At 67.6% G+C, this 22451-nt stretch carries 22 protein-coding genes; 9 read left to right on the top strand and 13 right to left on the bottom strand.

Features of this window, described 5'->3' with window-relative positions:
* Window positions 1-47 precede the first annotated feature (47 nt).
* The 9 genes from NCG93_RS06265 to NCG93_RS06230 all read right to left on the bottom strand — a co-directional run bounded on the left by NCG93_RS06265 (window position 48) and on the right by NCG93_RS06230 (window position 10712).
* A complete protein-coding gene (locus tag NCG93_RS06265) occupies window positions 48-1175 on the bottom strand; it encodes a hypothetical protein (RefSeq protein WP_194414791.1) in 1128 nt (375 codons plus the stop codon).
* Entirely contained in the window at window positions 1172-2101 is a 930-nt protein-coding gene (locus NCG93_RS06260) for a ribokinase (RefSeq protein WP_194414792.1), read from the bottom strand. Before NCG93_RS06260 ends, NCG93_RS06265 begins: the two co-directional genes overlap by 4 nt.
* On the bottom strand, window positions 2098-2934 hold the full coding sequence (locus NCG93_RS06255; protein ID WP_194414793.1) for a carbohydrate ABC transporter permease: 837 nt from the start codon (window positions 2932-2934) through the stop codon (window positions 2098-2100). Before NCG93_RS06255 ends, NCG93_RS06260 begins: the two co-directional genes overlap by 4 nt.
* On the bottom strand, window positions 2931-3773 hold the full coding sequence (locus NCG93_RS06250; protein ID WP_206687652.1) for a carbohydrate ABC transporter permease: 843 nt from the start codon (window positions 3771-3773) through the stop codon (window positions 2931-2933). Before NCG93_RS06250 ends, NCG93_RS06255 begins: the two co-directional genes overlap by 4 nt.
* Window positions 3774-3897: 124 nt before the next feature.
* Window positions 3898-5202, bottom strand: a complete 1305-nt coding sequence (locus NCG93_RS06245) for a sugar ABC transporter substrate-binding protein (protein WP_194414794.1) — start codon at window positions 5200-5202, stop codon at window positions 3898-3900.
* A 36-nt stretch (window positions 5203-5238) separates the two neighbouring features.
* On the bottom strand, window positions 5239-6111 hold the full coding sequence (locus tag NCG93_RS06240; protein ID WP_252787466.1) for a nucleoside hydrolase: 873 nt from the start codon (window positions 6109-6111) through the stop codon (window positions 5239-5241).
* Window positions 6112-7509: 1398 nt separating this feature from the next.
* Window positions 7510-7923, bottom strand: coding sequence for a helix-turn-helix domain-containing protein (locus tag NCG93_RS20445; protein ID WP_372495959.1), 414 nt, complete (start codon window positions 7921-7923; stop codon window positions 7510-7512).
* 444 nt (window positions 7924-8367) lie between these two features.
* Window positions 8368-9543, bottom strand: coding sequence for a thiolase family protein (locus NCG93_RS06235; RefSeq protein ID WP_194414797.1), 1176 nt, complete (start codon window positions 9541-9543; stop codon window positions 8368-8370).
* A gap of 17 nt (window positions 9544-9560) precedes the next feature.
* Window positions 9561-10712 carry an acyl-CoA dehydrogenase family protein gene (locus tag NCG93_RS06230; RefSeq protein WP_194414798.1) on the bottom strand — a complete coding sequence of 384 codons (1152 nt, stop codon included), beginning with the start codon at window positions 10710-10712 and terminating at the stop codon, window positions 9561-9563.
* A gap of 75 nt (window positions 10713-10787) precedes the next feature.
* Between NCG93_RS06230 and NCG93_RS06225 the strand changes: the two genes are divergently transcribed.
* From NCG93_RS06225 to NCG93_RS06210, 4 genes are read left to right on the top strand one after another with little or no spacing between them, the layout of a single operon-like run.
* Window positions 10788-11393 carry a TetR/AcrR family transcriptional regulator gene (locus tag NCG93_RS06225; protein WP_194414799.1) on the top strand — a complete coding sequence of 202 codons (606 nt, stop codon included), beginning with the start codon at window positions 10788-10790 and terminating at the stop codon, window positions 11391-11393.
* On the top strand, window positions 11390-12148 hold the full coding sequence (locus NCG93_RS06220) for an SDR family NAD(P)-dependent oxidoreductase (RefSeq protein WP_194414800.1): 759 nt from the start codon (window positions 11390-11392) through the stop codon (window positions 12146-12148). The genes NCG93_RS06225 and NCG93_RS06220 overlap by 4 nt, the downstream gene beginning before the upstream one ends.
* A 3-nt stretch (window positions 12149-12151) precedes the next feature.
* The gene (locus NCG93_RS06215) at window positions 12152-12922 is read left to right on the top strand and encodes an enoyl-CoA hydratase/isomerase family protein (RefSeq protein WP_194414801.1); all 771 of its coding nucleotides are present in this window, start codon (window positions 12152-12154) and stop codon (window positions 12920-12922) included.
* A complete protein-coding gene (locus tag NCG93_RS06210; protein WP_194414802.1) occupies window positions 12919-13773 on the top strand; it encodes an SDR family oxidoreductase in 855 nt (284 codons plus the stop codon). The genes NCG93_RS06215 and NCG93_RS06210 overlap by 4 nt, the downstream gene beginning before the upstream one ends.
* Window position 13774: 1 nt before the next feature.
* Here the strand turns inward: NCG93_RS06210 and NCG93_RS06205 are convergent, their stop codons facing one another.
* The 3 genes from NCG93_RS06205 to NCG93_RS06195 form a co-directional block, all read right to left on the bottom strand.
* Window positions 13775-14581, bottom strand: coding sequence for a FadR/GntR family transcriptional regulator (locus NCG93_RS06205; protein ID WP_206687653.1), 807 nt, complete (start codon window positions 14579-14581; stop codon window positions 13775-13777).
* 76 nt (window positions 14582-14657) lie between these two features.
* Window positions 14658-15629, bottom strand: coding sequence for an acyl-CoA dehydrogenase family protein (locus tag NCG93_RS06200; RefSeq protein ID WP_194414803.1), 972 nt, complete (start codon window positions 15627-15629; stop codon window positions 14658-14660).
* Complete coding sequence (locus NCG93_RS06195; protein WP_194414804.1) at window positions 15626-16774, bottom strand: acyl-CoA dehydrogenase family protein; 1149 nt, start codon at window positions 16772-16774, stop codon at window positions 15626-15628. The genes NCG93_RS06200 and NCG93_RS06195 overlap by 4 nt, the downstream gene beginning before the upstream one ends.
* 111 nt (window positions 16775-16885) lie before the next feature.
* On the opposite strand from NCG93_RS06195, the gene NCG93_RS20315 reads away from it, so the two are divergent.
* Genes NCG93_RS20315 through NCG93_RS06180 form a run of 3 tightly spaced genes read left to right on the top strand, consistent with a single transcriptional unit; the run spans window position 16886 to window position 19865 of the window.
* The gene (locus NCG93_RS20315) at window positions 16886-17932 is read left to right on the top strand and encodes an acyl-CoA dehydrogenase family protein (RefSeq protein WP_194414805.1); all 1047 of its coding nucleotides are present in this window, start codon (window positions 16886-16888) and stop codon (window positions 17930-17932) included.
* Window positions 17929-19032 carry an acyl-CoA dehydrogenase family protein gene (locus tag NCG93_RS06185; protein ID WP_194414806.1) on the top strand — a complete coding sequence of 368 codons (1104 nt, stop codon included), beginning with the start codon at window positions 17929-17931 and terminating at the stop codon, window positions 19030-19032. Before NCG93_RS20315 ends, NCG93_RS06185 begins: the two co-directional genes overlap by 4 nt.
* A 2-nt stretch (window positions 19033-19034) precedes the next feature.
* Window positions 19035-19865: an SDR family NAD(P)-dependent oxidoreductase gene (locus NCG93_RS06180; protein ID WP_194414807.1), complete on the top strand. Its 831-nt coding sequence runs from the start codon at window positions 19035-19037 to the stop codon at window positions 19863-19865.
* Here NCG93_RS06180 and NCG93_RS06175 read toward each other — a convergent pair.
* Entirely contained in the window at window positions 19838-20593 is a 756-nt protein-coding gene (locus tag NCG93_RS06175; protein WP_194414808.1) for an enoyl-CoA hydratase-related protein, read from the bottom strand. The genes NCG93_RS06180 and NCG93_RS06175 overlap by 28 nt on opposite strands.
* Window positions 20594-20651: 58 nt before the next feature.
* Here NCG93_RS06175 and NCG93_RS06170 point away from each other — a divergent pair, with 58 nt between their 5' ends.
* Together NCG93_RS06170 and NCG93_RS06165 are read left to right on the top strand one after the other, a co-directional pair.
* Window positions 20652-21653 (top strand): NAD(P)H-dependent flavin oxidoreductase, encoded by a 1002-nt coding sequence (locus tag NCG93_RS06170; RefSeq protein ID WP_194414809.1) that lies wholly within the window; start codon window positions 20652-20654, stop codon window positions 21651-21653.
* Window positions 21643-22449, top strand: coding sequence for an enoyl-CoA hydratase/isomerase family protein (locus NCG93_RS06165; RefSeq protein ID WP_194414810.1), 807 nt, complete (start codon window positions 21643-21645; stop codon window positions 22447-22449). The genes NCG93_RS06170 and NCG93_RS06165 overlap by 11 nt, the downstream gene beginning before the upstream one ends.
* The last annotated feature ends 2 nt before the right edge of the window (window positions 22450-22451 follow it).

Genomic DNA, 22451 nt, shown 5'->3' with positions numbered 1-22451 from the left:
TGCCCCCAACTGACCGCGCGTCGAACGTCGGCAGGTCCCGAGGGCGGTCAGTGCAGCGGGCCGGCGTACGGCACTCGCGGCCCATCCGCCAGGCGGCCGGTCGCGGTTCCGTGCCATCCTTCGGCGACGAACGAGGCGTACAGCCGCGGGAGCGCGTCTCGCAGCGCCGTCTCATACTGGTAGGGGTCATCGCGCGTGAACACTGTCGTTCGACCGTCGGAGTCCTCGATGTCGAACAGATAGAGGCCCGAGTCGTGCGCCTCGCGCCGTGCCGGCACGAGCTCGTTGCGAATCACGGTGTCGTTCGGCAGCACCTCCTCTCGACCGATGATCGCGTGCGTCCCGTCCTCGCGACGGACGATGGCGGAGCGGGATGCTTCCACCCACGCCGCCGTCTCCCATACCGCGTGGCGTCGGCCATAGACATGGCGGACCATCTCGTGAGGTGGGTCCTCATCGAGCGCGCGCAGGAAGTCGATCCTGGTCGAGGCGCCAAGCCCGTAGAGAAGGTAACGGCGCACGGCGGGATCCAAACTGTCAAGCCAGGTGAAGTCCTCCAGCCACCACAGAGTGTTGTGCGTGCCGTACGAGAAGCAGTCCACGGCAGTGGCGCAAGGGTAGAGCGCCATCGGGAGGTCCGACCTCACAAGCCGCGTGACGGCGATCGGGTCGAGATAGACGTTCCATTCGAGATAGTCGAGCGTCTCGGAGCCCGCGCTGAGGTGGATCCGCGCGACCTTCTCGCGAAAGAGATCGGGCTCGCGGTTGAAGGCCACCGCGATCGGCCGGGCAGATCCGAACGACATGATCTCGATGCGTCGCTCCGACTCCCACAGGGTTCGAAGGATGAGTTCAGGCCCTGCCTGCTGAAAGGGAGGGGCATCCCGCATCTGATCCTCGCCGTGACGCATGCGCGCGAACGGCGACACTCCTGAGGGAACGGATGCGCCGAAGAGGGCATTGAGCTGTGCCAGCGGGATGATGCCGGGCTCACGGGGACCGGGATAGCCGGGCACCCCTTCGCGCTTCGAGTCGCGCTTCTCCACCGAGACATCGAGAACGACCGCGCGGAGATCGATCCGGTCCCACGCGAAGGGCAGAACGATGTCGAAGTTGTCGCCGGGGTCTTCCGGGGGCTGGTACAGATCGGTGACCACGATCACGGGTGTTCTCACATCCGCCTCCTCACGGCGGGCGGGAGCACCATCCAGCCCTCCAGCTCGGCGAGCGTGGGATACGAGAGCTGGGTGCCGGGGTTGGTCGCCGAGTAGCTGCCGACCGCAGCAGCGAAGGCCACGGCATCCACCATCGACGCACCGGCCGCCATTCGCGCCACCAGCGCACCCATGAACGCGTCGCCGGCTCCGCTCGTGTCGGTGGCCTGAACGGTGACGGCGGGCACACGCACGACGGAGCCGTCGTCTGCGACGGCCACCGCTCCCCGGGCGCCCAGGGTGACCACGAGGGCCGCCGCCCCCAGATCGGCACGCGCGCTCGCCAGAGCGGCGTCCGACTCGGTGTCGACGTCCACCCCCGCTGCTTCTGCGAGTTCATGCTCGTTCACGACCAGAACGTCCACACGTCCCGCGATCGCCGCAGGCAGGGGACGAAACGGGGAGGGATTGAGGACGAACAGCGCCCCGACGGACTCCGCGAGCGCGGCGGCTCCGATCACGCTCTCGTCGCGAACCTCGAACCCGCCGACGACGACCTTCGCTTCAACCGCGGCCGATGGCTCCGGCGCAACCGCGGCCGCGTTGGCGCCCTCCGTCACGACGATGAAGTTCCGGCCCTCGCCATCGACGAGGATGACCGCCTCACCGGTGGGCGCATCGGGGATGCGGCGCACCAGCGACGTATCGACACCTGCCCGGGAGACCGCGCCCAGCACGGCATCCCCCGCGTCGTCGCATCCGACAGCGCCCGCCAACGCGACGCGTGCGCCGAGTTTGGACGCGGCGACCGCCTGATTGGCACCCTTTCCTCCGGACGACACCATGGTTCCCGTCGCGTGCAGAGTCTCGCCCGCATCGGGGAGCATCGGCATCGTGTACGTGCGGTCGAGGTTGAGCGAGCCGACCACGACGACATCGAGGTTCATCCCTTGAGTCCTGTCGTCGAGAGCGACTGGGTGTACTGCTTCTGGAAGAACAGGAGAAGGATCATCGGGATCACGCTGAGTACGAACGACCCCGCAAGGATCTGTCCGAGATCGACCGTGAACATCGTGCTGAGGTTCGCCAGCGCGATGGGCGCCAGCTGCCGTTCGGGCGATGTGCCGATCAGGAGCGGCCAGAGGTACGCCTGCCACTGAGAGAGGAAGAGCATCATCCCGGCGCCGATGAGAGCCGGCTTCGACAGCGGCAGCACGATGCGCCACAGGGTTCCGAGGGTGCCCAGACCGTCGACCTCGGCAGCATCCATCAGCTCAGATGGGATGCCGAGAAAGAACTGGCGGAGTACGAAGATCGCGAAGCCGTTGGCGAGGGCGGGGAGGACCAGGCCCGCGTACGAGTCCGACAGGCCCCAGCCTTGGAACAGCGCGGACAGCGGAATCGCGATCGCGTCGAAGGGGATCATGGCGACGATCACGATGAAGGTGAAGATCAGTCCGCGCCCACGGAACTGCAGTGTTGCGAGCGCGTAGGCGGCCGGCACGGCGATGATCAGGCCGAACAGGATCGTCGCGCCCGCCACCAGGAAGCTGTTGAACAGCCCCACGACGAACGGACCGCTCAACAGGCCGGCGTAATTCGTCAGGTCGCCGCCCCACGGGATGAATGCGAGCCACGACAGCGGCGTCATGTTCTCGACGTAGGTGTTCCCCGGGCGAGTGGAAGACACGAAGACCCACCACAGGGGCAGGAAGACCGCGATGGCGATGAGTCCTCCCGCCATCGACAACGTGATCGTTGCACCGCGAGAGCGCCTCATCGCCTGTCCTCCCGGAGGAGACGGAACTGGATGGCGACGATGACCGACAGGAGCAGCATCAGGACGACCACCTCGGCCTGACCGACGCCTAGATCGTTGAGCAGGTACGCGCGGTTGTAGATGTCGTACATGATGAAGTTCGTCGCACCGTTCGGCCCACCTTTGGTGAGCACCTGCACGGGCGCGAAGATGAGGAACGATCCGACCGTGCAGGCGATGAGCACGAAGGACATCGGGCGCTTGAGGAGCGGCAGGGTGATGGAGAAGAGTCGACGCCACCATCCGGCGCCGTCGAGAGCTGCCGCCTCGTAGAGGCTGTCGGGGATGTCCTTCAGTCCGGCGATGATGAAGATCATCCAATAGCCGATGGCACCCCACGTGACCATCAGCCCGATCGAGAAGGCCGCCTGGTTCGCGGACGTCAGGAAGGGCTGTGGCGGAAGCCCTACCGTCTCGAGGATCGCGTTGACCAGGCCGTCCGGCTGAAGCGCCGTAGACCAGATGAGCGCGACCACCGCGCCGGGAACGGCCGCAGGCACGAAGATCAGGGAGCGCCAGAGACCGACAAGAGGCACGTTCTGCACCGTCAGCAGTGCGAGCGCAGCGGAGAGCACGACGATGACCGGGTTCAGGACGAGGTTGAACACGAGAGTCACGAGCAGCACCGAGTGGAAGCCCGGGTCCGTGAAGAGGTATGCATAGTTCTCGATGCCGGCGAACGAGGTAACGCCGGTCGCTAGCGACGTGGTCTGAAAGCTCTGCCCGACCGCGGTGATCATCGGCAGCACGCGCATGAACACGAGCGCCAGAAGCGCCGGCGCGAGCATGAGCAGCGCCATCAGTGTCGTCCGGGCGGCGCGGCTTCGACGTGTCTTTCGTCGGTCGGGAGGAAGCGGGGCGGCGGACCCGGCAGGATCCGCCGCCCCTTCCCGATGCCGTTGCATCGTGGTGCTCATAGCTGCCTTACTTCAGTCGTTCGATCTGAGCGGTGATCTCTTTGTCGGCCTGAGCGGCGCGTTCGGCGGGATCGGAGCCGTTGCGGATGTCCGAGAACATCAGGTTCGCTCCTGGCTCGAAGACGCTGTAGCCGACGACGATCGGGCGGTGAACGGCATTGTTCTGGAGTTGGTACTCCATGATCGCGCCAAAGGGAGCGGATGCCTCGCCCGCGACGGCGCTGACACGCTCCGCGTACTCGGCATACGCGTCCTTGTTGGTGGGCGTGATGCCCGCTACTTCTGCCGACTCCGCGTTTCCGGTGGGGTCGATCGTCAGATACCGAAGGAACTCGTCGGCGGCTTCGCGATTCTCGGTCTTCTCCGCGATGCCGACACCCCACGAGTCGGTCGAGGTGGCGGCCTCGCCCCCTTCGAAGTACGGTGCGGGCGCCACGCCCCAGTTGATGTCGCCTGCCCCGTTGACGGCGACGCCCCACGGGCCCGAGATCATGAACGCGGCCTTTCCGTTCTGAAAGAGCGCGCCGTTCTTGTCGTTGGTGATGCCGCGAGGCGACAGCCCTTCCTCGAACAGCGAGTGGTACCAGGTGAGCGCCTTTTGCCACCCGGCATTGGAGAAGTCGACGACCCCCTCCTCGTCGATGCCGTCGCCACCGCCGGCAGACCGCCCGACCATCTGGAGCTGGTAGTAGCTGTCCCACTGGTCGAAGAGGAACGGATACTCGGTGACTCCGGCCTCTTTCACTTCGCGGGCGGCTTGCGTGAGCTCCTCATACGTCCACGGTTCGCTCGGCTCGCTCGAGGGTGGTTCGACTCCGGCCGCTTCCAAGAGGTCGGTGTTGTAGTAGAGGAACTGTGATGTGGTCCACGGTTCGATCGCGCGCAGAACGCCGTCGACCTCCCGGGCGGTGACCATGCTCTCGGACACAGCAGCTGCCACCGCGTCATCCTTGAGGTTGCTCAGATCGGCGAGGAATCCGCGGTTCGTCCAATCCATCGCCGCACCACCGGCGTCGACCACCATGACGTCGATGCCGCCTCCGCCTCCACCGAGGCGCTGGTTGATGGTGCTGGTGTATTGCGCGTAGGGGATGTTGAGCTGCTTGACATGGATGTCGGGGTGCTCCTTCTCGAATGCGTCGATCACCTTCGCCCAGGTCTCGGCCGGATCCGCGTTGGCGAACGTCAAGGTGACCTTGTCGCCATCGGCTGCGCCGTCGCTCGGGTTCGCACCGGCGCAGCCGCTGAGCGTCAGAGCCGCCAGCGTTGCACCGGCGACGAATGACACATGAAGTGCTCTGTTCTTCTGCATGGATTCTCTCCTCGTCGAGTGTTTGCAGGGTGGAGTTCAGGAATGGATTCGCGCAGCGGCGATCCCGGCCGCGGCGAGAATTCGTCGGGTGATCTCGGATGCCACGGCATCCGTGTCCATATCGGTGACGATCGTGTGGACGCCGTCCGGGTGGGCGCGGAACTTGGTGACGCCGTCGTCGGCGACAGTCACGGTGCCCGAGGTGAACTCGAACAGGTCGGGGCGCGCAAGGGTGAGCACCGCGATCGGATCGTGTGGCACGTTGTAGTCCTGCTCGGCGAACTCCCAGAACCGTTTCATCTCTCTGCCGACCAGTTCGCCGAGGGCGCCCGCCGCTTCGATTCGCGCGAGCTCCTCGTGCCCGAGACGGACCCGGCCGGTCTGCTCGAGCCCGACCGCCACGACGGGCAGGCCCGCGCCGAACAGCGCACGGGCCGCGTCGACGTCACAGCGGATGTTGTGCTCGATGGTGCCGCTTGCGAACTCACCGCCCATGAGGACGACTCGTCCGGTGACGCACTCCGGGCGCCGCACCGCGACGGCGATGTTGGTCAGCGGCCCGATCGCCAGGACCGTCGGGCTCGCAGCCAACAGCTCGATGGCTGAAGAGTCGGAGCGATAGGTCTGCGCGTCGAGGTCGGTGATGGTCGCCCCCTCGTGGCCTGGCCACCACACGTCGCGTCCCGACAGCGTCTCAGCGAACCCCGGCGCGATCGGCGGCTGCGGCCGACCCGCTGCCGAGTAGGTCTTCGCCACTATGCGGGCCCGCAAGGCTACGTCGCCGTACACGGTCGTGACGGCACGAATGGCGAGCTCGGGAGAGCCGAAGACCATCGACAGCGCAAGGAGATCGTCCACGTCCGTACCGATGTCGGTGTCCAGGACGAATTCTTCAAGAATGCTGTCCACCGGTGTGTGGGCAGTCTGCGGTGACTGGCTCATCTGTTCCTAACTCGCGAGACCAAAGTAGGTCGCTGGGTCGATCGTCCACGATGCTACTCGTGTAGATTCGCGCCTGCAAGTCAGAATCTACTCGAGTTGCGCTGGTGTGGGGTCCGTATGTGCGCCGTGCGGCGTGGCCAGATCGCAGGATCCAGATTCTGCCCAGCGAGGATGGCCACCGCTCAGTGGAGCTTGTGTTCCACGGCCACTGGGACATGGGTCCCAAGCGGGCAGGCAGACGGTCGCAGCGGGACCGACTGCGGAAGGCATTGTCACGCCCCTCCCGTGGGTTTGATGCCCATGGGCGGGACGGGGGACAGGCGCGCCGCTCACGCGCCGCAGGCGACACAAGGGCAACATACGAGGATTCCGTGGGTCCGGACGTCCGGAACCCGCGAACGCGACTTCGACTCCGAGTCAGCCCGCTGGCCTCCGGCCTCCAGCAAATGTTGCGCCGCCTCCGGCTATCCCACACTCGGCAGGTGTTGCCAACCTGCTGCTACGGAACCGCGGACTCACGCGGATCAGACAGAGTGCTCAGTCGATCGCGAAGCGCCTCCGATGGTGTGCAACGGCGGGTCAAGGCTCAGGCCCAACGAATCGCTGGTGAGGCACAACACCCTGGCACCAACTGAATTGGATGCAAACAGAACGAACCCACTCAACTCGATCAGTCTGATGAGTTTGAGTGGGTTTCGAATGGCAGTGACGGTGGGATTTGAACCCAAAGAGGCTACATCCATCTCAACCAGTCTCAACGGCGGAAGTTCGCGGCTTGCGACCGCCGAGAATTTGCTGCCGTTCCCTCTGGGCCCGTACCGACCGTGACCATCTGTGGGCACCATGTGGGCACGAGTTCTCTACCCGGCGTTACGCGCGTGACCGATCGTCGACGTAATCGTCTTGTCTGCTAAGCGTGTCACCGCAGTTCATGTCGCGGCAACAACACCCGAGTATCAGTCTCGCCTCGGTCATCCAGAAAGGGGGAGTCGAACCCGGCCGCCGGGATGGCGTCCACGGCCTTTCGTAGTCAGTCGAGTTGATTCGACGCGGTTCGCGGTCCTGTGTGGCACGTTCAGCGATGCTGGAGGTCGTTCAGCCGGACGTAATCGGGGCGCAAGCTGAGCGCATCCATCCGCCTCGATCGCCTCATTCGCTACTGTCGGTTGCCTCGCATCTCAGCGCCACGAGCGCGACCTGTCTGAGTGACCTCACTACGGACCGAGCCCTCCCCCGCCCGACTCCACCAGAGGCGCCGTGCGGTCCAGGCACGCGGCGATGTGCGCACGTGGTGCTGCAGCGGCGGACGCCACGACTTCGTCGCGTCCAGGGCATTGGGGCCCATGGAGCCGAACGGATGCGACTCTAGGCCCTCTCCTTCTCCATCGCGGGTCGGATCGCATCCAGAGCGCGAGCGAGTCGCGCCAGCGTGTCGGGATGGACTCTGGGGACGCTCCCATTAGCGAGGCCGGCAACCGTGGTGCGGCCAACCCCGCTCTTCTTCGCGAACTGCCGCAGGCTCACCCCGGTGTCGGGCAGGGTCCTTATCACTCTTGCAACCTGGGTCGCATCGACGGATGCCCGGTACGCGGGGACGCCCCTCCTTCGCGCTTGATTGCGCCTTGCGGCGTTGCGAGCCTCCACACAACTGAGATCATCAGCGTTCCGTGGGCAGTCACCGCTGCTCCGACAACCTCGCAGATACCGCGCCGTCGTGCCATGCGGCGGCTCAGAGGATGCCCGCTTCCCCACCCGCGCGCCCGTTCGAGGGTTCCGCATCGATTCACGACGTTCACGCGGGCGCTCCTGCACGCGGCTCGACTGCGGTGTTGCTACAGCCTTGACGCGAGCCACCGGCTCGTCGATCGGCAGGCGAGCGATCGCGTAGTCTCCCCGGCGGGCGAATTCAGCTTCCACGCAAGTCAAAAGCGTCGCCGACTGATGGAGAGGGCACCCGCCACGCGAGCGGCAGCCCGCGCGAAAGCCCAGTGCGGTGCCGTGTGCCACATCCTCATGCGACTGCCCCATACCGGCGACCTTCACCGGTCAGAGAATCGGCGGCGGGGCGTCTGAGCGGAAGGGGTCATCCGGTCCTTTCGCTCGGCTGCGTCGCACGCGCCTGCGAACGCAGCGCTGAGGGCGTTCAGCTTCCGCGGACGGTGAAGCTCGATCCAGCCCACTGCGCTGCTGATCGTCGTGCGGGTCATCTCCTCCTCTGTCACGTCAGAGTCTTTCGATGATTGTCGCGTTCGCCATGCCGCCTCCTTCGCACATGGTCTGGAGTCCGTACCGGCCGCCCGTGTGCTCGAGGTGGGCGAGCAGCGTGCCGAGGAGTCGCGTACCGGAGGCTCCCACGGCGTGACCGAGGGCGATCGCACCGCCCCAGGGATTGAGCCGCTCGGGGTCTGCGGCGAGCTCACGCTCCCACGCGAGGGGAACTGAGGCGAACGCTTCGTTGACCTCGTACGCATCGAGATCGTCCATTACCAGCCCGGAGCGCTCAAGGATGCGCCGGGTAGCCGGTATGGGTCCGGTGAGCATCATGACGGGATCGTCCCCGACCACCGTGAAGGCATGGAACCGCCCGCGCGGCCGTAGTCCGAGTTCCGTGGCTCTGCTCTCGCTCATGATGAGCGCGGCTGACGCGGCATCCGTCAACGGTGAGGAGTTCCCCGCGGTGACGTGCCAGGACAGCTGCGGGAACCGCGCCTCGGCCTCGGGGGTGAGGAAGGCCGGCGGCAGCGCCGACAAGCCGGCGACGGTGGTCGACGGTCGAATGGTTTCGTCGACGTCGACCTCGCTGCCGGCCACGTCCACAGAGACCAACTGCGAGTCGAACAGCCCGCAGGCCCCGGCCGCCGCCGCGCGCTGATGAGACCGTGCGGAATAGGCGTCGAGGTCTTCCCGCGAGAGCTCCCAGCGCTGGGCGATCAACTCGGCCGAGATGCCCTGGTTCACGAGTCCCGCGGGGTACCGGCCCGTCAGGCCCGGCGCAGGCGGGGCACCTGCGGCCGAGGAGCCCAGCGGGACGCGGCTCATCGACTCGACGCCTGCGGCGATGACGATGTCGTACGCACCAGCCATCACTCCCTGCGCTGCGAAATGCACGGCCTGCTGGCTCGATCCGCATTGCCGGTCGATCGTTGCAGCCGGCACGCTCTCGTCGAAGCCCGCCGCCAGCACCGCCTGTCTGGCGATGTTCGCTCCCTGCTCTCCCACCTGGCTCACGCACCCCATGAGAACGTCGTCGACCTGCACGGATTCGAGCCCGTTGCGATCAAGCAGTGCCGAAAGTACCCGCGCGGCGAGATCGACGGGGTGGATGGAGGCGAGCGCACCTCCGGGCTTCCCCCGACCCGACGGCGTCCGGACGACATCGACGATCACGGCTGTCTGCATCACTCGTTCCTTCTCTCTCAGCTCGCCGCGCGCTCGAGGTCGCGCGCGATGATGAGGCGCTGAATCTGGTTGGTCCCCTCGAAGATCTGCATCACCTTGGCCTCTCGCATGTACCGCTCCACGGGGAAGTCCTTCGTGTAGCCGGCGCCACCGAGGACCTGCACGGCGTTCATCGTCACCGCCATGGCTCCATCCGTGGCGACGAGCTTCGCGATGGACGCTTCGCGGGTGAACGGGAGCCTACGATCACGTCGGCGCGCGGCCGTGAGGTACATGGCGCGACCCGTCTCGACTGTCGCGGCCATGTCGGCCAGCATGAACCCGACGCCTTCGTGCCGGATGATCGGCTGGCCAAACGCCTCCCTGTCGCGTGCGTAGGCGACCGACTCGTCCAGTGCCGCCTGCGCGAGGCCGGTTGCGATCGCCGCGATCCCCAGCCGGCCGGAGTCGAGCGCCGCCAGGGCGATGCGCAGCCCCTCCCCGATGCCGCCGATGACCCGGTCGTCGGGGACGAAGACCCCGTCGAAGTTGACCGTGGCGGTCGTCGAAGCCGTCAGACCGAGTTTGCGCTCGGGAGGGGATGCCGAGAGCCCCACGGCGTCCGAGGGCACGAAGAAGCACGAGATCCCGCTTCGCGGATCGGGCGACGTGCGCGCCATCACCGTGTAGAAGTCCGCCTCGCCGCCGTGTGTGGTCCACGCCTTTGCGCCGTCGAGGACGTAGCCGCCGTCGACGCGGGTCGCGCGGGTGCGCATCGCGGCGGGGTCCGATCCCGCGTGCGCCTCGGACAGACAGTACGCGCCGAGGGATCCGCCCGAGAGCATCCACGGCAGCCAACGGCGCTTCTGTTCGTCGGTTCCGAAGCTCGCCATCGGCAGGCAGGCCAACGCATGCACGCTGACGCCGACGGCGACCGACGCCCAGGTACGCCCAAGCAACTCGAATACCTGGAGGTACAGCTCTGCGGGAAGCCCGGCCCCGCCGTACTGCTCCGGGTACGGCAGGCTCAGCAGGCCGGCCTGACCCAGCGTGCGGAACTGCTCCCGAGGGAATCGCTCGGCCTGCTCAGCCGCCGCCGCATACGGAGCAAGGGATCGCGCGCAGATGTCCGCGGTGAGCGAGAGGAGGTCGTCGGCGATCTCAGACGTGGCTTCGGCGATTGAACTCACAGTGCAATCCTCTTAATCTTTTGATTTCAGTACTGCGATCAGTACTAGATCAGCGAGTCTGGTACTCTGCTGAGTATGACACTTCTTCGCGATAGGGCGACTGCGTCGAATCAGACCCAGCGCCGCGTCGCGCTGCTGGAGCGGCTGGTGGACGTCATCTTGCGCGAGGGCTTCGCCGATGCGAGCGTCGAGGATCTCGCACGTGAGCTGCAGTGCTCTAAGACGACCCTCTACGGCATCGCCCCCTCGAAGGAGGCGATCGTGGTGGCCGGCGTGAGGCATTTCTTCCGCCGCGCGGCGGACCGCGTCGAGATTCGGCTCCTACGCACCATCGACGATCCGCTCGAGCAGATCCGGAGCTATCTGGTCGCGATCTCGGAGCAGCTCGCCCCCGCGTCGGCGACCTTCTTCGCCGACCTCGACGCCTGGCCGGCCACCCGGGAGATATACCAGACCAACACCCGAGCCGCCGCCGAGAAAGTGCAGTCGCTGGTGCGCGAGGCAGCCTCGGGCGACCAGAACGCCGCGTTCGTTGGAGCCGTCGCCGCACAGGTCATGGAAGCCATCCATCGCGGCGAGATTGAGACCACCGCCGGACTGGACGACTCGGCGGCCTACCGCGCACTCGCGGAACTCATCGTCCGCAGTCTTCACCCCTCCGACGAAGCAGGAGAAGCATGAAAATCGCCACCACTTCAGCCCTCGTCACGGGCGGCGCATCCGGCCTGGGCGCCGCGACCGCGCGCCGTCTGGCCGAGTCGGGAGCGCAAGTCGTCGCTCTCGATCTGCCGGCCGCCGTCGACCACGCGGCACCTGCCCCCGGCATCCGCTACGTCGCCGCGGACGTGACCAGTGCCGACGACGTGCAGGCCGCGGTGGACTCGATCGCGGCCGATCAACCAGCTCTTCGTATCGTCGTCAGCTGTGCGGGCATCGCGCCGGCGCGCAAGGTGCTCGGCTCGAAGGGCCCGCATGATCTCGACCTCTTCCGTCGCGCTGTCGAGGTCAACCTCGTCGGCACCTTCAACGTGCTGCGGCTCGCGGCCGCCGCCATGTCGCAGACCGAACCGGACGAGCACGGGCAGCGGGGGGTCATCATCAACACCGCCTCGGTCGCGGCGTTCGAGGGCCAGATCGGGCAGGTCGCGTACGCTGCGTCGAAAGGTGGCGTGGTCGGCATGATGCTGCCCGCGGCACGGGACCTCGCCGCGGTCGGCATCCGCGTCAACACGATCGCACCGGGCATCGTCGACACACCCATGCTGGCCGGCCTCGGGCCGGAGGTGGGAGCGTCGCTCGCCGCCTCGATCCCCTTCCCGCAGCGCCTGGCTCGACCCGACGAGTTCGCTGAGCTCGCGCGAATGATCATCGAGCACGACTACCTCAACGCCGAGACCGTCCGTATGGACGGCGCGCTGCGCATGGCGCCGAGCTGAATGATGTCGGATCCCGTCGAACTGGTGCTCGCCGACGACGTCGCGCACCTGACCCTGAATCGTCCCGACGCAGCCAACACCATCAACCTCGCCGTCGCGCGCCGATTCCGGGACCACATGCGAAACCTGGAGCGACAGCCACCCGCCGCAGTGGTGATCGCGGCCCGCGGGCGCGCCTTCTGCGGCGGCGGCGACGTGCGCGAAATGAGCGAGGCGCCCGACCTCCCCACCTACCTCGATCTGCTCGCCGAGACGTTCCATGAGGGGCTGCTCCTGCTCGCCTCGTTGGATGCGCTGATCTTCGCAGCGATCGGCGGCGCAGCGGCCGGCGGCGGACTCGGCCTCGCACTGAACGCCGATGTGCGGATCGCCTCGCCGCGCGCGCGGTTCCTCACCGCCTACGAGGCGGTGGGGCTCACCCCCGACAGCGGAGTCTCGTTCCTGCTCCCCCGCGTCGTCGGCCTCGGTCGGGCGGCCGAGATGAGTGCGCTGAGCGGTGTGATGGATGCCGCGACCGCCGCGCGCTCCGGCCTCGTCGCCGAGGTCGTCGAGACGGATCCTGCCGCTCGCGCAGCGGAGCTCGCCTCGTCGGCCACCGGCCGTTCGCAAGCGCACATGTCGGCGACCCGACGACTGCTGCGCGGCGACACCGACGGTCAGTACGCGGCCGCGCTCGACGCCGAACGGGCGGCGCTCGTCGCGGCGGCGGCATCCACTTCAGCAGCATCGCTCATCCGCGGCTTCGTCCATCGTCAGAAAGAGAAGCAGGCATGACCCTGTCCTCGCTCGAGCTCCACGGCACGCTAAAAGGCAAGACGATCGTCATGTCGGGCGGCAGCCGCGGCATAGGCCTGGCGATCGCGCTGCGAGCGGCCCGCGACGGCGCCAACATCGTGCTGCTCGCGAAGACGGACAAGCCCGACCCGCGTCTGAACGGGACCATCCATGACGCTGCCGCCCAGATCGAGGTCGCCGGCGGACGCGCAATCGCCGTCGTCGGTGACGTCAGATCAGACGATGACGTCGCTGCGGCCGCCGCCGCGGCGGTCGACTCCTTCGGCGGCATCGACATCTGCGTCAACAACGCCAGCGCACTGCGGATGAGGGGGACGCTGGGCCTCACGCCGGCGCAGTACGACCTCATGCAGGACATCAACACCCGGGGCACCTTCATGCTCACCCGGGCCTGCCTTCCGCATCTGCGTGAGAGCGAGAACCCTCACGTGCTCACGCTCAGCCCGCCGTTGAATCTCACGTCGCAGCGGTGGCTCGCCGAGTTTCCCGGCTACCTCCTGTCGAAATACGGCATGAGCCTGGTGACGCTCACGATCGCCGCGGAGTTCGCGTCGGCAGGCATCGCGGCGAACTCGCTGTGGCCGCGGACCACGATCGGGACGGATGCTGTGCGCAACCTGCTCGGCGGCGACGAAGCGCTGGCCCGCGCGCGGCGACCGGAGATCATGGCGGACGCTGCATACGCGATCCTCACCACCCGGTCCCGAGCGCGCACCGGGCAGTTGCTCATCGACGACGACGTGCTCCGAGAAGCCGGCGTGACCGACTTCTCGGGTTACGCCTACTCGGGCCGGGACGAAGGCCTCGACGGCGACTTCTTCTTGGACTGAGTCAGAGGCTCTTGAAGGCCTGAACCGCTGCGAGCGAGGAACCGTCGACGACCTCGTTGCCGTATCGCTCCAAGACGATGGCCTGCGTGGCCCGCAGGTGCGCCGTAGCGAGCTTTGTGACGCCTTCGACATCGCCCTCGGCGATGAGGCGCACCAGCGCTGCGTGGGTCCGGAACGACTCTTTCTGCGGCTCGACGCCGGGGTACTGGGACGCGGCATTGGCGGACTCCGCCCAGATCTGCTCCTGGATCGACCAGATCGCGACCATACTGCGCACCAGCAACTGCATCGTCTGGTTGTCGAGGCCGGCGACGAGGATGTCGTGGAACACGCGTGCAGCCGCGGAGTACCGCGCGCCGTCGCCGATGTGGGCCTCGGTCTCGGTCAGGCTGGCTTCGAGCGCGGGAACGATCGTCTCGCCGCGGTCGGCCCGTGCGGCGCAGGCCGCGGCGCACATCGGTTCGAGCGTCAGGATGGTGGCGGCGAGGTCGGCCACCGTGACACCCTGCCCCTGCAGCGAGAGCCCGAACGCGTACGCGGCCGACGACCAGCTGGGCTTGTGGACGTAGGCGCCGCCGAACTTGCCGCGGCGCACAGTGATCAGCCCCTCGGCCTCGAGAATGCGCAGAGCCTCGCGCAGCGAAGGGCCGCTCACGCCGTACTGTGCCGTCAAGTCGTCCTGACGCGGAAGAGGCACGTTGTCCGACTCGCTGCGAAGGATGCGCTTGCGCAGGTCGGCTGCAATCGACTCCGCCACGCGAGGCGAGAAGCCCAACCGCGCGCCCTGGCTCGTGCCCGATTCACTCACGCCTGCGCCTCACCTCGTGGAACTCGATTCTTCGCAAACCTTATACGGTTATGCGATTCGACCTCTCGGAAACACGCTACGCGTAGCGAACACTCTCCGCCGTCCGCTCCGCGGTAGGCGCGTCGGCATATCCGAAGTCGGCCCATCCGTCCGCGTCGATCAGCGCCACCAAACGCGCAGCGGTGCTGTGCGCGCCCTCGGGAAGCCGACGCACCAGCTGCGATGCTCGCGACAGCCATGAGACGTCGACTTCGTCGGTGAAGCCCATCGCCCCGTGCAGTTGGTGCGCGCCACGCAGCACCGTCGAAGCGGCGGCCACTGCAGCCGACCGCAGCGCGACCGCGTCGACGAGCGAACCGTCGCCCGCAGTGGCGATGCGCCACAGCGTGTACTTGCCGAGTTCGCCGAGCGCCTCGACGGCGACGGCCATGTCGGCAAGCTGGAATCCCACTCCCTGGAACGAGATCAGTCGCCGGCCGAATTGCTCCCGCTCGCGGGTGTAGCGCACCGTATCTGCCACCGCGTGTTCGAGTAGGCCAAGCAGCCACCAGGACTGCAGTGTCAGTCCGAGCGATGCCGCGGCGGGCGCCCGCTCACCCATCGGCTCAGCCGCCATCCGAACCGCGAACGGTGCGAGCTTCGTGCCGAGGGGGGCCGAATCGAGGGTGAGGCGGTGCAGCAAGCCGTCGGGATCGACGCCGGTCCAGTCCAGCGGAAGATCACCGTGCGCCACCAGAACGGTCGGCTCCGTGCCCACGACGGCCGTGGCCTCGCCACCCGCGGATCTGGCGAACCGCTCGGTCACGGGATACGGCAGAGCATAGAAGCCGGCGGCCTGGCTCGCTGCAGCCGCGACTTCGAGCTGCAGTGGGTCTTCGAGGGGTTCGAGTTCCCAGAGGCCGATGGCATCCACCAGATCACCCGCGACATCTCGCACCGCCGGGTCATCGACCGCCCGGCGAAGCATGTCGACGCCCCCCGCGGTCGCGATGCTCTCCCGGAGGACGCCGGCGACTTCGACGGCCTCTTCAGCCAGGGACGAGTTCATGTGTGCTCCAGGGACTTGGCGATCGTCTGCTTGTTCATCTCGACGGTGCCGGATGCCACGGTCGCGGCCTGCGAGTACCGCCAGTGGTCCTCGACCTCGCGCTCGAAGTACGTCGACTGCGGCGTCGCTCCGACGGCATCCCGTCCGAGCATCTCCATGAGGATCTCCGCCGATTCCTGGTCGAGGGTGGTCACCACGATGCGGTAGGCGGCCGCGGACAGCGGTGACAGCTCGGACTCGTTCGCAGCCACGAGTTGATAAGCAAGAAGCCGAGCCTGGCGTGCGCGCACGAGGGCCGCCGCCCATCGCTCGTGCAGCGACTCCGGGAGGTCGTGCCAGCGGTCGGCCAGCGCTTCGGGCGCCTCTCGCAGGAGCCGTTCCGAGCGGGCGTAGCGTGCGATGCCGATGCGCTCGAATCCGAGCACCTCGGCGACGACGTCCCACCCTGCGCCGATCTCGCCGAGCACCTGATCGTCGGGCACCCAGGCGCTGTCGAGGTACACCTCGTTGAGGTGATGCTCGCCGAGCATCGCTCCGATCGGCCTGACCTCAACCCCCGCCTGGTCCATCTGCATCAGGAACACGGTGATGCCGCTCTTGCGGCCACCGGCGGTACCGGTGCGGGCGAGCAGAAAGCACCATCCGGCCATGCGCGCGTACGAGGTCCAGACCTTCTGCCCCGTGATGGACCATCCCCCGTCGACCTTGACAGCCTTCGTACGCAGCGCCGGCAGATCGGAGCCGGCACCGGGTTCGCTGAATCCCTGACACCACACGACCTCGCCGGCCGCGATGGCGGGCAGGTGCTGCGCCTGCTGGGCAGGTGTCCCATGACGCATGATCGCGGGACCGACCCAGTTGACGCCCATGTACTGGGCGCCGCGCGGTTCATGCGCCGCCCACATCTCCTCGCGGACCGCCGTCTGCTCCCAGACGTCGGCCGCCGCGCCGCCGAACTCGCGAGGCCAGGCTGACGCAAGCAACTGACGTCTTCCGAGTTCGCGCGAGAACGCCTCGGTGAGGGCGAAGTCTGCGGGGTCCGGCGTGAACGCGCCGAGGAAGTCGGCTGGAAGGTGCTCTGCGATGAGAGCACGCAGGTCGGACCGCAACCGCGAGACGGACTCGGGTTCACGGTAGTCGAGCACGTATCACCACCTTGTGATCTGTCGGTTAACTTTATAAAGATTACAGAGTAATCCCGTCGATCATAGCAAAGCCTAGAGCTAATCTTCTAAAGGATTGATAGGGTAACCGTCGTGAACGAAGCAACGTCAACGGTGACGGATCGCGTCATCGACTGGGACGCCTATATCCCGCGCGAAGAGACCCAGGCGATCGTTGAGGCCGCTCGCGATCATTTCGCAGCGCTGTTCTCGGCCGATGACATTCGCCGTACGTACGACGGCGACCCGCGCCCGGATCTCTGGGAGCCGCTGGTCGAGCACGGCTACACGCTGATCGGGCTCCCCGAGGAACTCGATGGCCTCGGTACGCTGGTGGACCTCACGGCCCTCCTCGAAGAGGCCGGCCGAGCCCTGCTGCCAGCCCCATTGCTGACACATGCGATGGCCGCACAAGTGCTGCTCACCGCGGGGCTCCTCGATGAGACGACCGCCTCGTCGAGGCTCGCATTTGCGCGCATCCGCGGCGGAACGCTCCATGTCTTCGACGGCACCGACGCCGACATCGCCGTCGCTGTCGATTCCGCCGACGGAATGAGCGTGGTCCGCGTCTTCACCCTCACGGGGGTCGACCGGGACGTCATCCCCGCCGTCGACCCATCTCGCCCGTTCGCACGGCTCGCGCTCGACGACATCCCCTCGCGGGAACACGCCTGCGCCGAGCATCGCGACGTCGTCGTGGCCGCGCCGCGCACCTGCGTGGCTGCGGAGCTCATCGGCGTCGCCGCACGCGCTCTCGATGGGGCGATCACCCATGCCCTCGGTCGCGAGCAGTTCGGGCGCTCGATCGGGAGCTTTCAGGCGGTCAAACATCAGCTCGCCGACGCGTATGTCCTGGTTGAGCGCGCGCGGAGCCTGGCTCTGGGCAGCGCTGTGGCCCTCGGCGCCTCGCGCGACTCCGCCGAGGGGTCCCGCCTGTCACGGCTCGCGAAGGCGGCCGCGGGGGATGCCGCGGCTCAGAGCGTCGCGCTGCAGACACAGCTGCTCGGGGCTATGGGATTGACCTTCGAGTCCGACAGCCCGCTGGCGGTTCGCCGCGCACGGCACACGATCCCGCTGCTCGGGAATCCGGGGGAACTCTATGCCGCCGTTGCGGCCGAAGCACTGGGGGCCGTGCGATGACCGATTCGCTGACGCAGTTCCGCTCCTTTCTGGACACCGTTCTCCCCGATGATTACGCGGTCGCCTATGCGGGGTACCGCGAGGACGAAGATCTGCGCCGGAGGTTCCAGGCGGCGATGTTCGACGAGGGATGGCTCATCCCGGAATGGCCTCACGGCCTCGGCGGGCGCGACCTGCCGCGCACCGAGGCGCTCACGATCCGTATCGAGGGCGCCCGGCTGCGTATCCCGCGGGAAATGAACATCCAGGCGGCCGGCGTGGTCGCCCCGGCACTGCGGACATTCGGCACCCCGGAGCAACAGGAGCGGTATCTCCGCCCGACGCTGCGGGGCGAGGCGTGGTGGGCGCTGGGGATGTCGGAGCCCGACGCGGGCTCCGACCTCGCGTCGCTGCGCACGACCGCCGTCCGCCGCGGCGACATGTTCGTCGTCAACGGCCAGAAGGTGTGGACGACGCAGGCCGACGGATCACGCTGGTGCACTCTCTACGCGCGAACGGATGCGACCGCGCCGAAGCACCGCGGCATCAGCTGCCTGATCGTCGACATGGACTCGCCCGGCATCACCGTACGACGGATCCGCACCGCCGGACCGTCGATCGAGTCCTTCTGCGAGGTGTTCTTCGACGATGTCGAAGTACCCGCCGACCAGCTCTTGGGCGAGCTGAACGGAGGATGGCGCGTCGCAGTGTCGGCCCTCGAGCACGAACGCGACATGATCTGGGTCCACAACTGGCTGGAGATGCAGCGCGCGCTCGCTCCGGTTCTGGACGACCCTGCGCGGCCGTCATACGCGAACGAGCGTGTGGGTCGACTGCTCGCAGACACCGAGGCGATCCGTCTCACCGGCATGCGCAGCGTCGGTGCCCGCACAGCCGGGATCTACTCGCCGATATCGGGCATCCTCAAGCTCTTCGGATCGGAGTCCGTGCAGCGCGCTGCCGCGCTCGCACTGGAGCTCGGAGCAGACGAGGACGAGGTTCCCCTCGACCGCTTCGACGAGTATCTCGAGTCGATGGCGGCGACGATCTACGGGGGCACCTCCGAGGTGCAGCGCAATATCATCGCCGAGCGTGTCCTCGGCCTGCCGAAGGGAGCATGAACATGCCTGATCTGCCCGAACCCTCCGGTCCGCTGGCGGGGCGCACCGCGCTGGTCTCGGGGTCCGGCCGCGGCATCGGCCGCGCCATCGCCCTGTCGCTCGCAGAGGCGGGCGCGAGCACCGTCATCCTGGCCCGCCACGCAGAGCAGGTGACCGAGACGGTCGCGCTCATCGATGCCGCCGGAGGCCATGCGGTCGCCGCCCCCGCGGACCTCACGGACGCCGAAGGAGTGGCCGCAGCGGTCGAGCCGGTCCTCGCAGAACTCGGCGGGATCGACATCCTCGTCAACAACGCCGGCGTCAATCTGAAGCGCCCCTTCATCCCCCTGCCGGTCGACGACGGCGTCGCTGTGGGGCAGCCGGGTTCCGGGCCGGCGAGCGTTGGAATGGCCGACGAGGAGTGGGACGCGATCTTCGATACCCACGTGCGTGCGTCCCTGCAACTCATCCGCCTCGTCGGTCCCGGAATGCTGCAGCGTCGCTGGGGACGTGTCATCAACATCGGCTCCAGCGCCGTCGGACGCACGCCGAACCTGTCCGGCCCCTACAAGGTGGCCAAGGGCGCGATGATGCACTTCACGCGCGCGCTGGCGAAGGAATGGGCGGAGCACGGCGTGACGGTCAACGCGATCGCACCCGGGCACTTCCGCACCGACATGTCCAAGGCGCTGCACGATAGCGAAGAGGGACAGGCGTGGCTGCGGGAGCGGATCCCCATGCATCACGCCGGCGATGTCCGCGAACTCGGCGCGCTCGCGGCCTTCCTGGCGGGCGATCTCGCTTCGTTCATCACGGGGCAGGTCATCTACGTCGACGGCGGGGAGACCCTCTGATCGAACGCCGCTCGAGCCGACGAGCGGTCCACCGCCCAGCCGCCCAGAGCGGCGCGCTCGACGGCGCGGGCTGCGCCCAACGACGCCTGCTGGCCGGCGGCGTACAGCCGCACCGCATTTCCAACGCTCATGGCGTCGAGCTGAGCGATCGTCCCGGCGAGGTCCAGCGCGCGGCGCTGCAGCGATCCATGGTCGACGACCTCGTTCACGAGACCCCAGTCGTACGCGGTGCGGGCATCGATGGGCTGTGCGGTGAGCGTCAGCTGCCGTGCGCGCCACACCCCGACGGCGGCGGGCAGCTCAGTGCTGAGACCCCACCCCGGAGTGAGCCCGAGCTTGGCATGGGTGTCTGCGAAGCGCGCCTCGGTGGAAGCGATGACCATCGAGCAGGCGAGGACGATCTCGAGTCCCCCTGACACGCAGGAGCCGTTCACCGCGGCGATCGTCGGCGTCGCCAGAGCCCGCAGCGCGGTGGCAGGATCGACCGGCAGACGCGTGTAGTCAGGGTCGTCGAGGAGTTGCTTCGCGTCGACGCCGCTCGAGAAGGCTGGGTCGGTGCCCGTCAGGACGATCGCGCGGACGTCGGGTGCGGCATCCGCTTCTTGCAGCACCTCCACCAGGCGCGCGCGCGTGGCCCGGTCGAGCGCATTGCGTGTCGGAGGATGGTCGAAGGTCAGCACCATCACGTCGTCGGCGACACGGACTCGGAATCGGATCTGATCGGTCATGGCAGCCTCTCTCGGTAATCTCTATAATGATTGATGTAATTATCGGAGGCAATCAACGATGACACTCCCCGATCACATCGCGCGGCGGCTGACGCTTCCGATCGTGTGCGCGCCGATGTTCCTCATCTCTGGGCCCGAGCTGGTCGCCGCCGCCCGCGATTGCGGGTTCATCGGGGCCTTCCCACGCCAGAATGCCCGCTCGGCCGATCAGTTCGCGGACTGGCTGTGCCGCATCCGCGACGCCGGCCAGGCGACGAGCGACATTCGGGGGCGCCATCCCGGGCCGCTGGCGGTGAACATCCCGACGACGCTCCCCGAGGACGAGATGGCGGCGGACCTCGACGCCTGCGCGAGGCACGGGGTCGACATCGTCATCACCTCGGTGGGAAAGCCCGACGTCATCACGCGACTCGCCCACGAGCGCGGCCTGCTCGTGCACCACGACGCGACGTCGGTGACCTTCGCCGAGAAGGCGATCGCCGCCGGTGTGGACGGGCTCAACTGCATCGGCGCGGGAGGCGGCGGCCACTCCGGCACGGTCAGCCATCTCGCACTCATCCCGAGACTGCGGTCGATGTTCGACGGCACGATCTCGCTCGCCGGCGCCGTCGCCACCGGCGCCGCCGTGCGCGCTGCGGAGGTTCTCGGAGCCGACCTGGCGTTCGTGGGAACACGCTTCGCCGCCACCGTCGAATCGCGCGCGAACCCGCTGCAAAAGGAGTGGATCGTCAGCGGAGACTCGAGGCGCCTGCGCTACACCGCGAAGGTGAACGGTGTGCCCGCCAACTGGATGCTGGATTCGCTGGAACACCACGCCATCGACATCGAGGCACTTCCCGACCCCACGAACCGGGGCCACGAGCACCTACCGGACGACGTGCGCCCATGGCGGGACCTATGGTCGGCCGGACAAGGGATCGAGCTGATTCACGACAGCCCGCCCGTCGCCGAGCTGGCTCGCCGTCTGGCGGCGGAATATCGCGACGCGTGCGACGCCCCCGGCCATCGGCGAGCCGCCGCCGAACTCGCCTCCTCCGAAAGGACCCCCCGTGACGGATGATCGCCTCTCCGCTCTCCCCCGGAGCGAAGACCTCCTACTCGACTCCGCCGGGTCCTCACTGATCGTCACGCTCAATCGGCCGTCGCGGGCGAACGCGCTGACGGAGCCGATGATGGACGACCTGCGATCGCTGTGGCGCACGGTGGCCGCCGCAGGCTGGGTGCGGTCGGTGATCGTCACCGGCGCCGGCAACGCGTTCTGCGCCGGCGCGGACGCGGCCATGCTCGCCCAGCCGCGCACCCGCATCGGGCGCGACGCCGCAGAGGAGCTGTCCTTCGTTCCCGGCCCGCACCTGGATGTGCCGGTCATCGTCGCGGTCAACGGGGTCTGCGCCGGCGGAGGTCTCCACTTCGTCGCCGATGCCGACCTCTGCATCGCTGCCGGCACCGCACGATTCGTGGATCCGCACGTCACCGTGGGTCAGGTCAGCGGCATGGAGCCGGTGGAGCTCATGCTCAAGGCCCGGCGCGACGTCATCGTGCGAATGGCACTGCTCGGCCGGTCCGAGACCCTGGACGCCGCCCGCGCGAAAGAGGCCGGGCTGGTATCCGAGGTCGTCCCCGCCGACATACTGCTGGCGCACGCGACCGCTCTCGGCGAACGCATCGCAGAGGGCTCTCCCGAAGCAGTCCGCGCCACCCGTGCCGTGATCCGCGACTTCGAGGCCGACCTGATGCGACGCCAAATGGACGCCGGCTGGAAGGCGGTCCAGGATCACTGGCCGCATCCCGACGCCCAAGAAGGTCCGCGGGCATTCCTCGAGAAGCGCGCGCCACGCTGGGCAGGGGGCGACTGACC

Source organism: Microbacterium yannicii (genome assembly GCF_024055635.1).
Lineage (GTDB): Bacteria > Actinomycetota > Actinomycetes > Actinomycetales > Microbacteriaceae > Microbacterium > Microbacterium yannicii.
The sequence above is the reverse complement of the archived record's forward strand: the minus strand, read 5'-3'. Positions and strand labels throughout refer to the sequence as shown.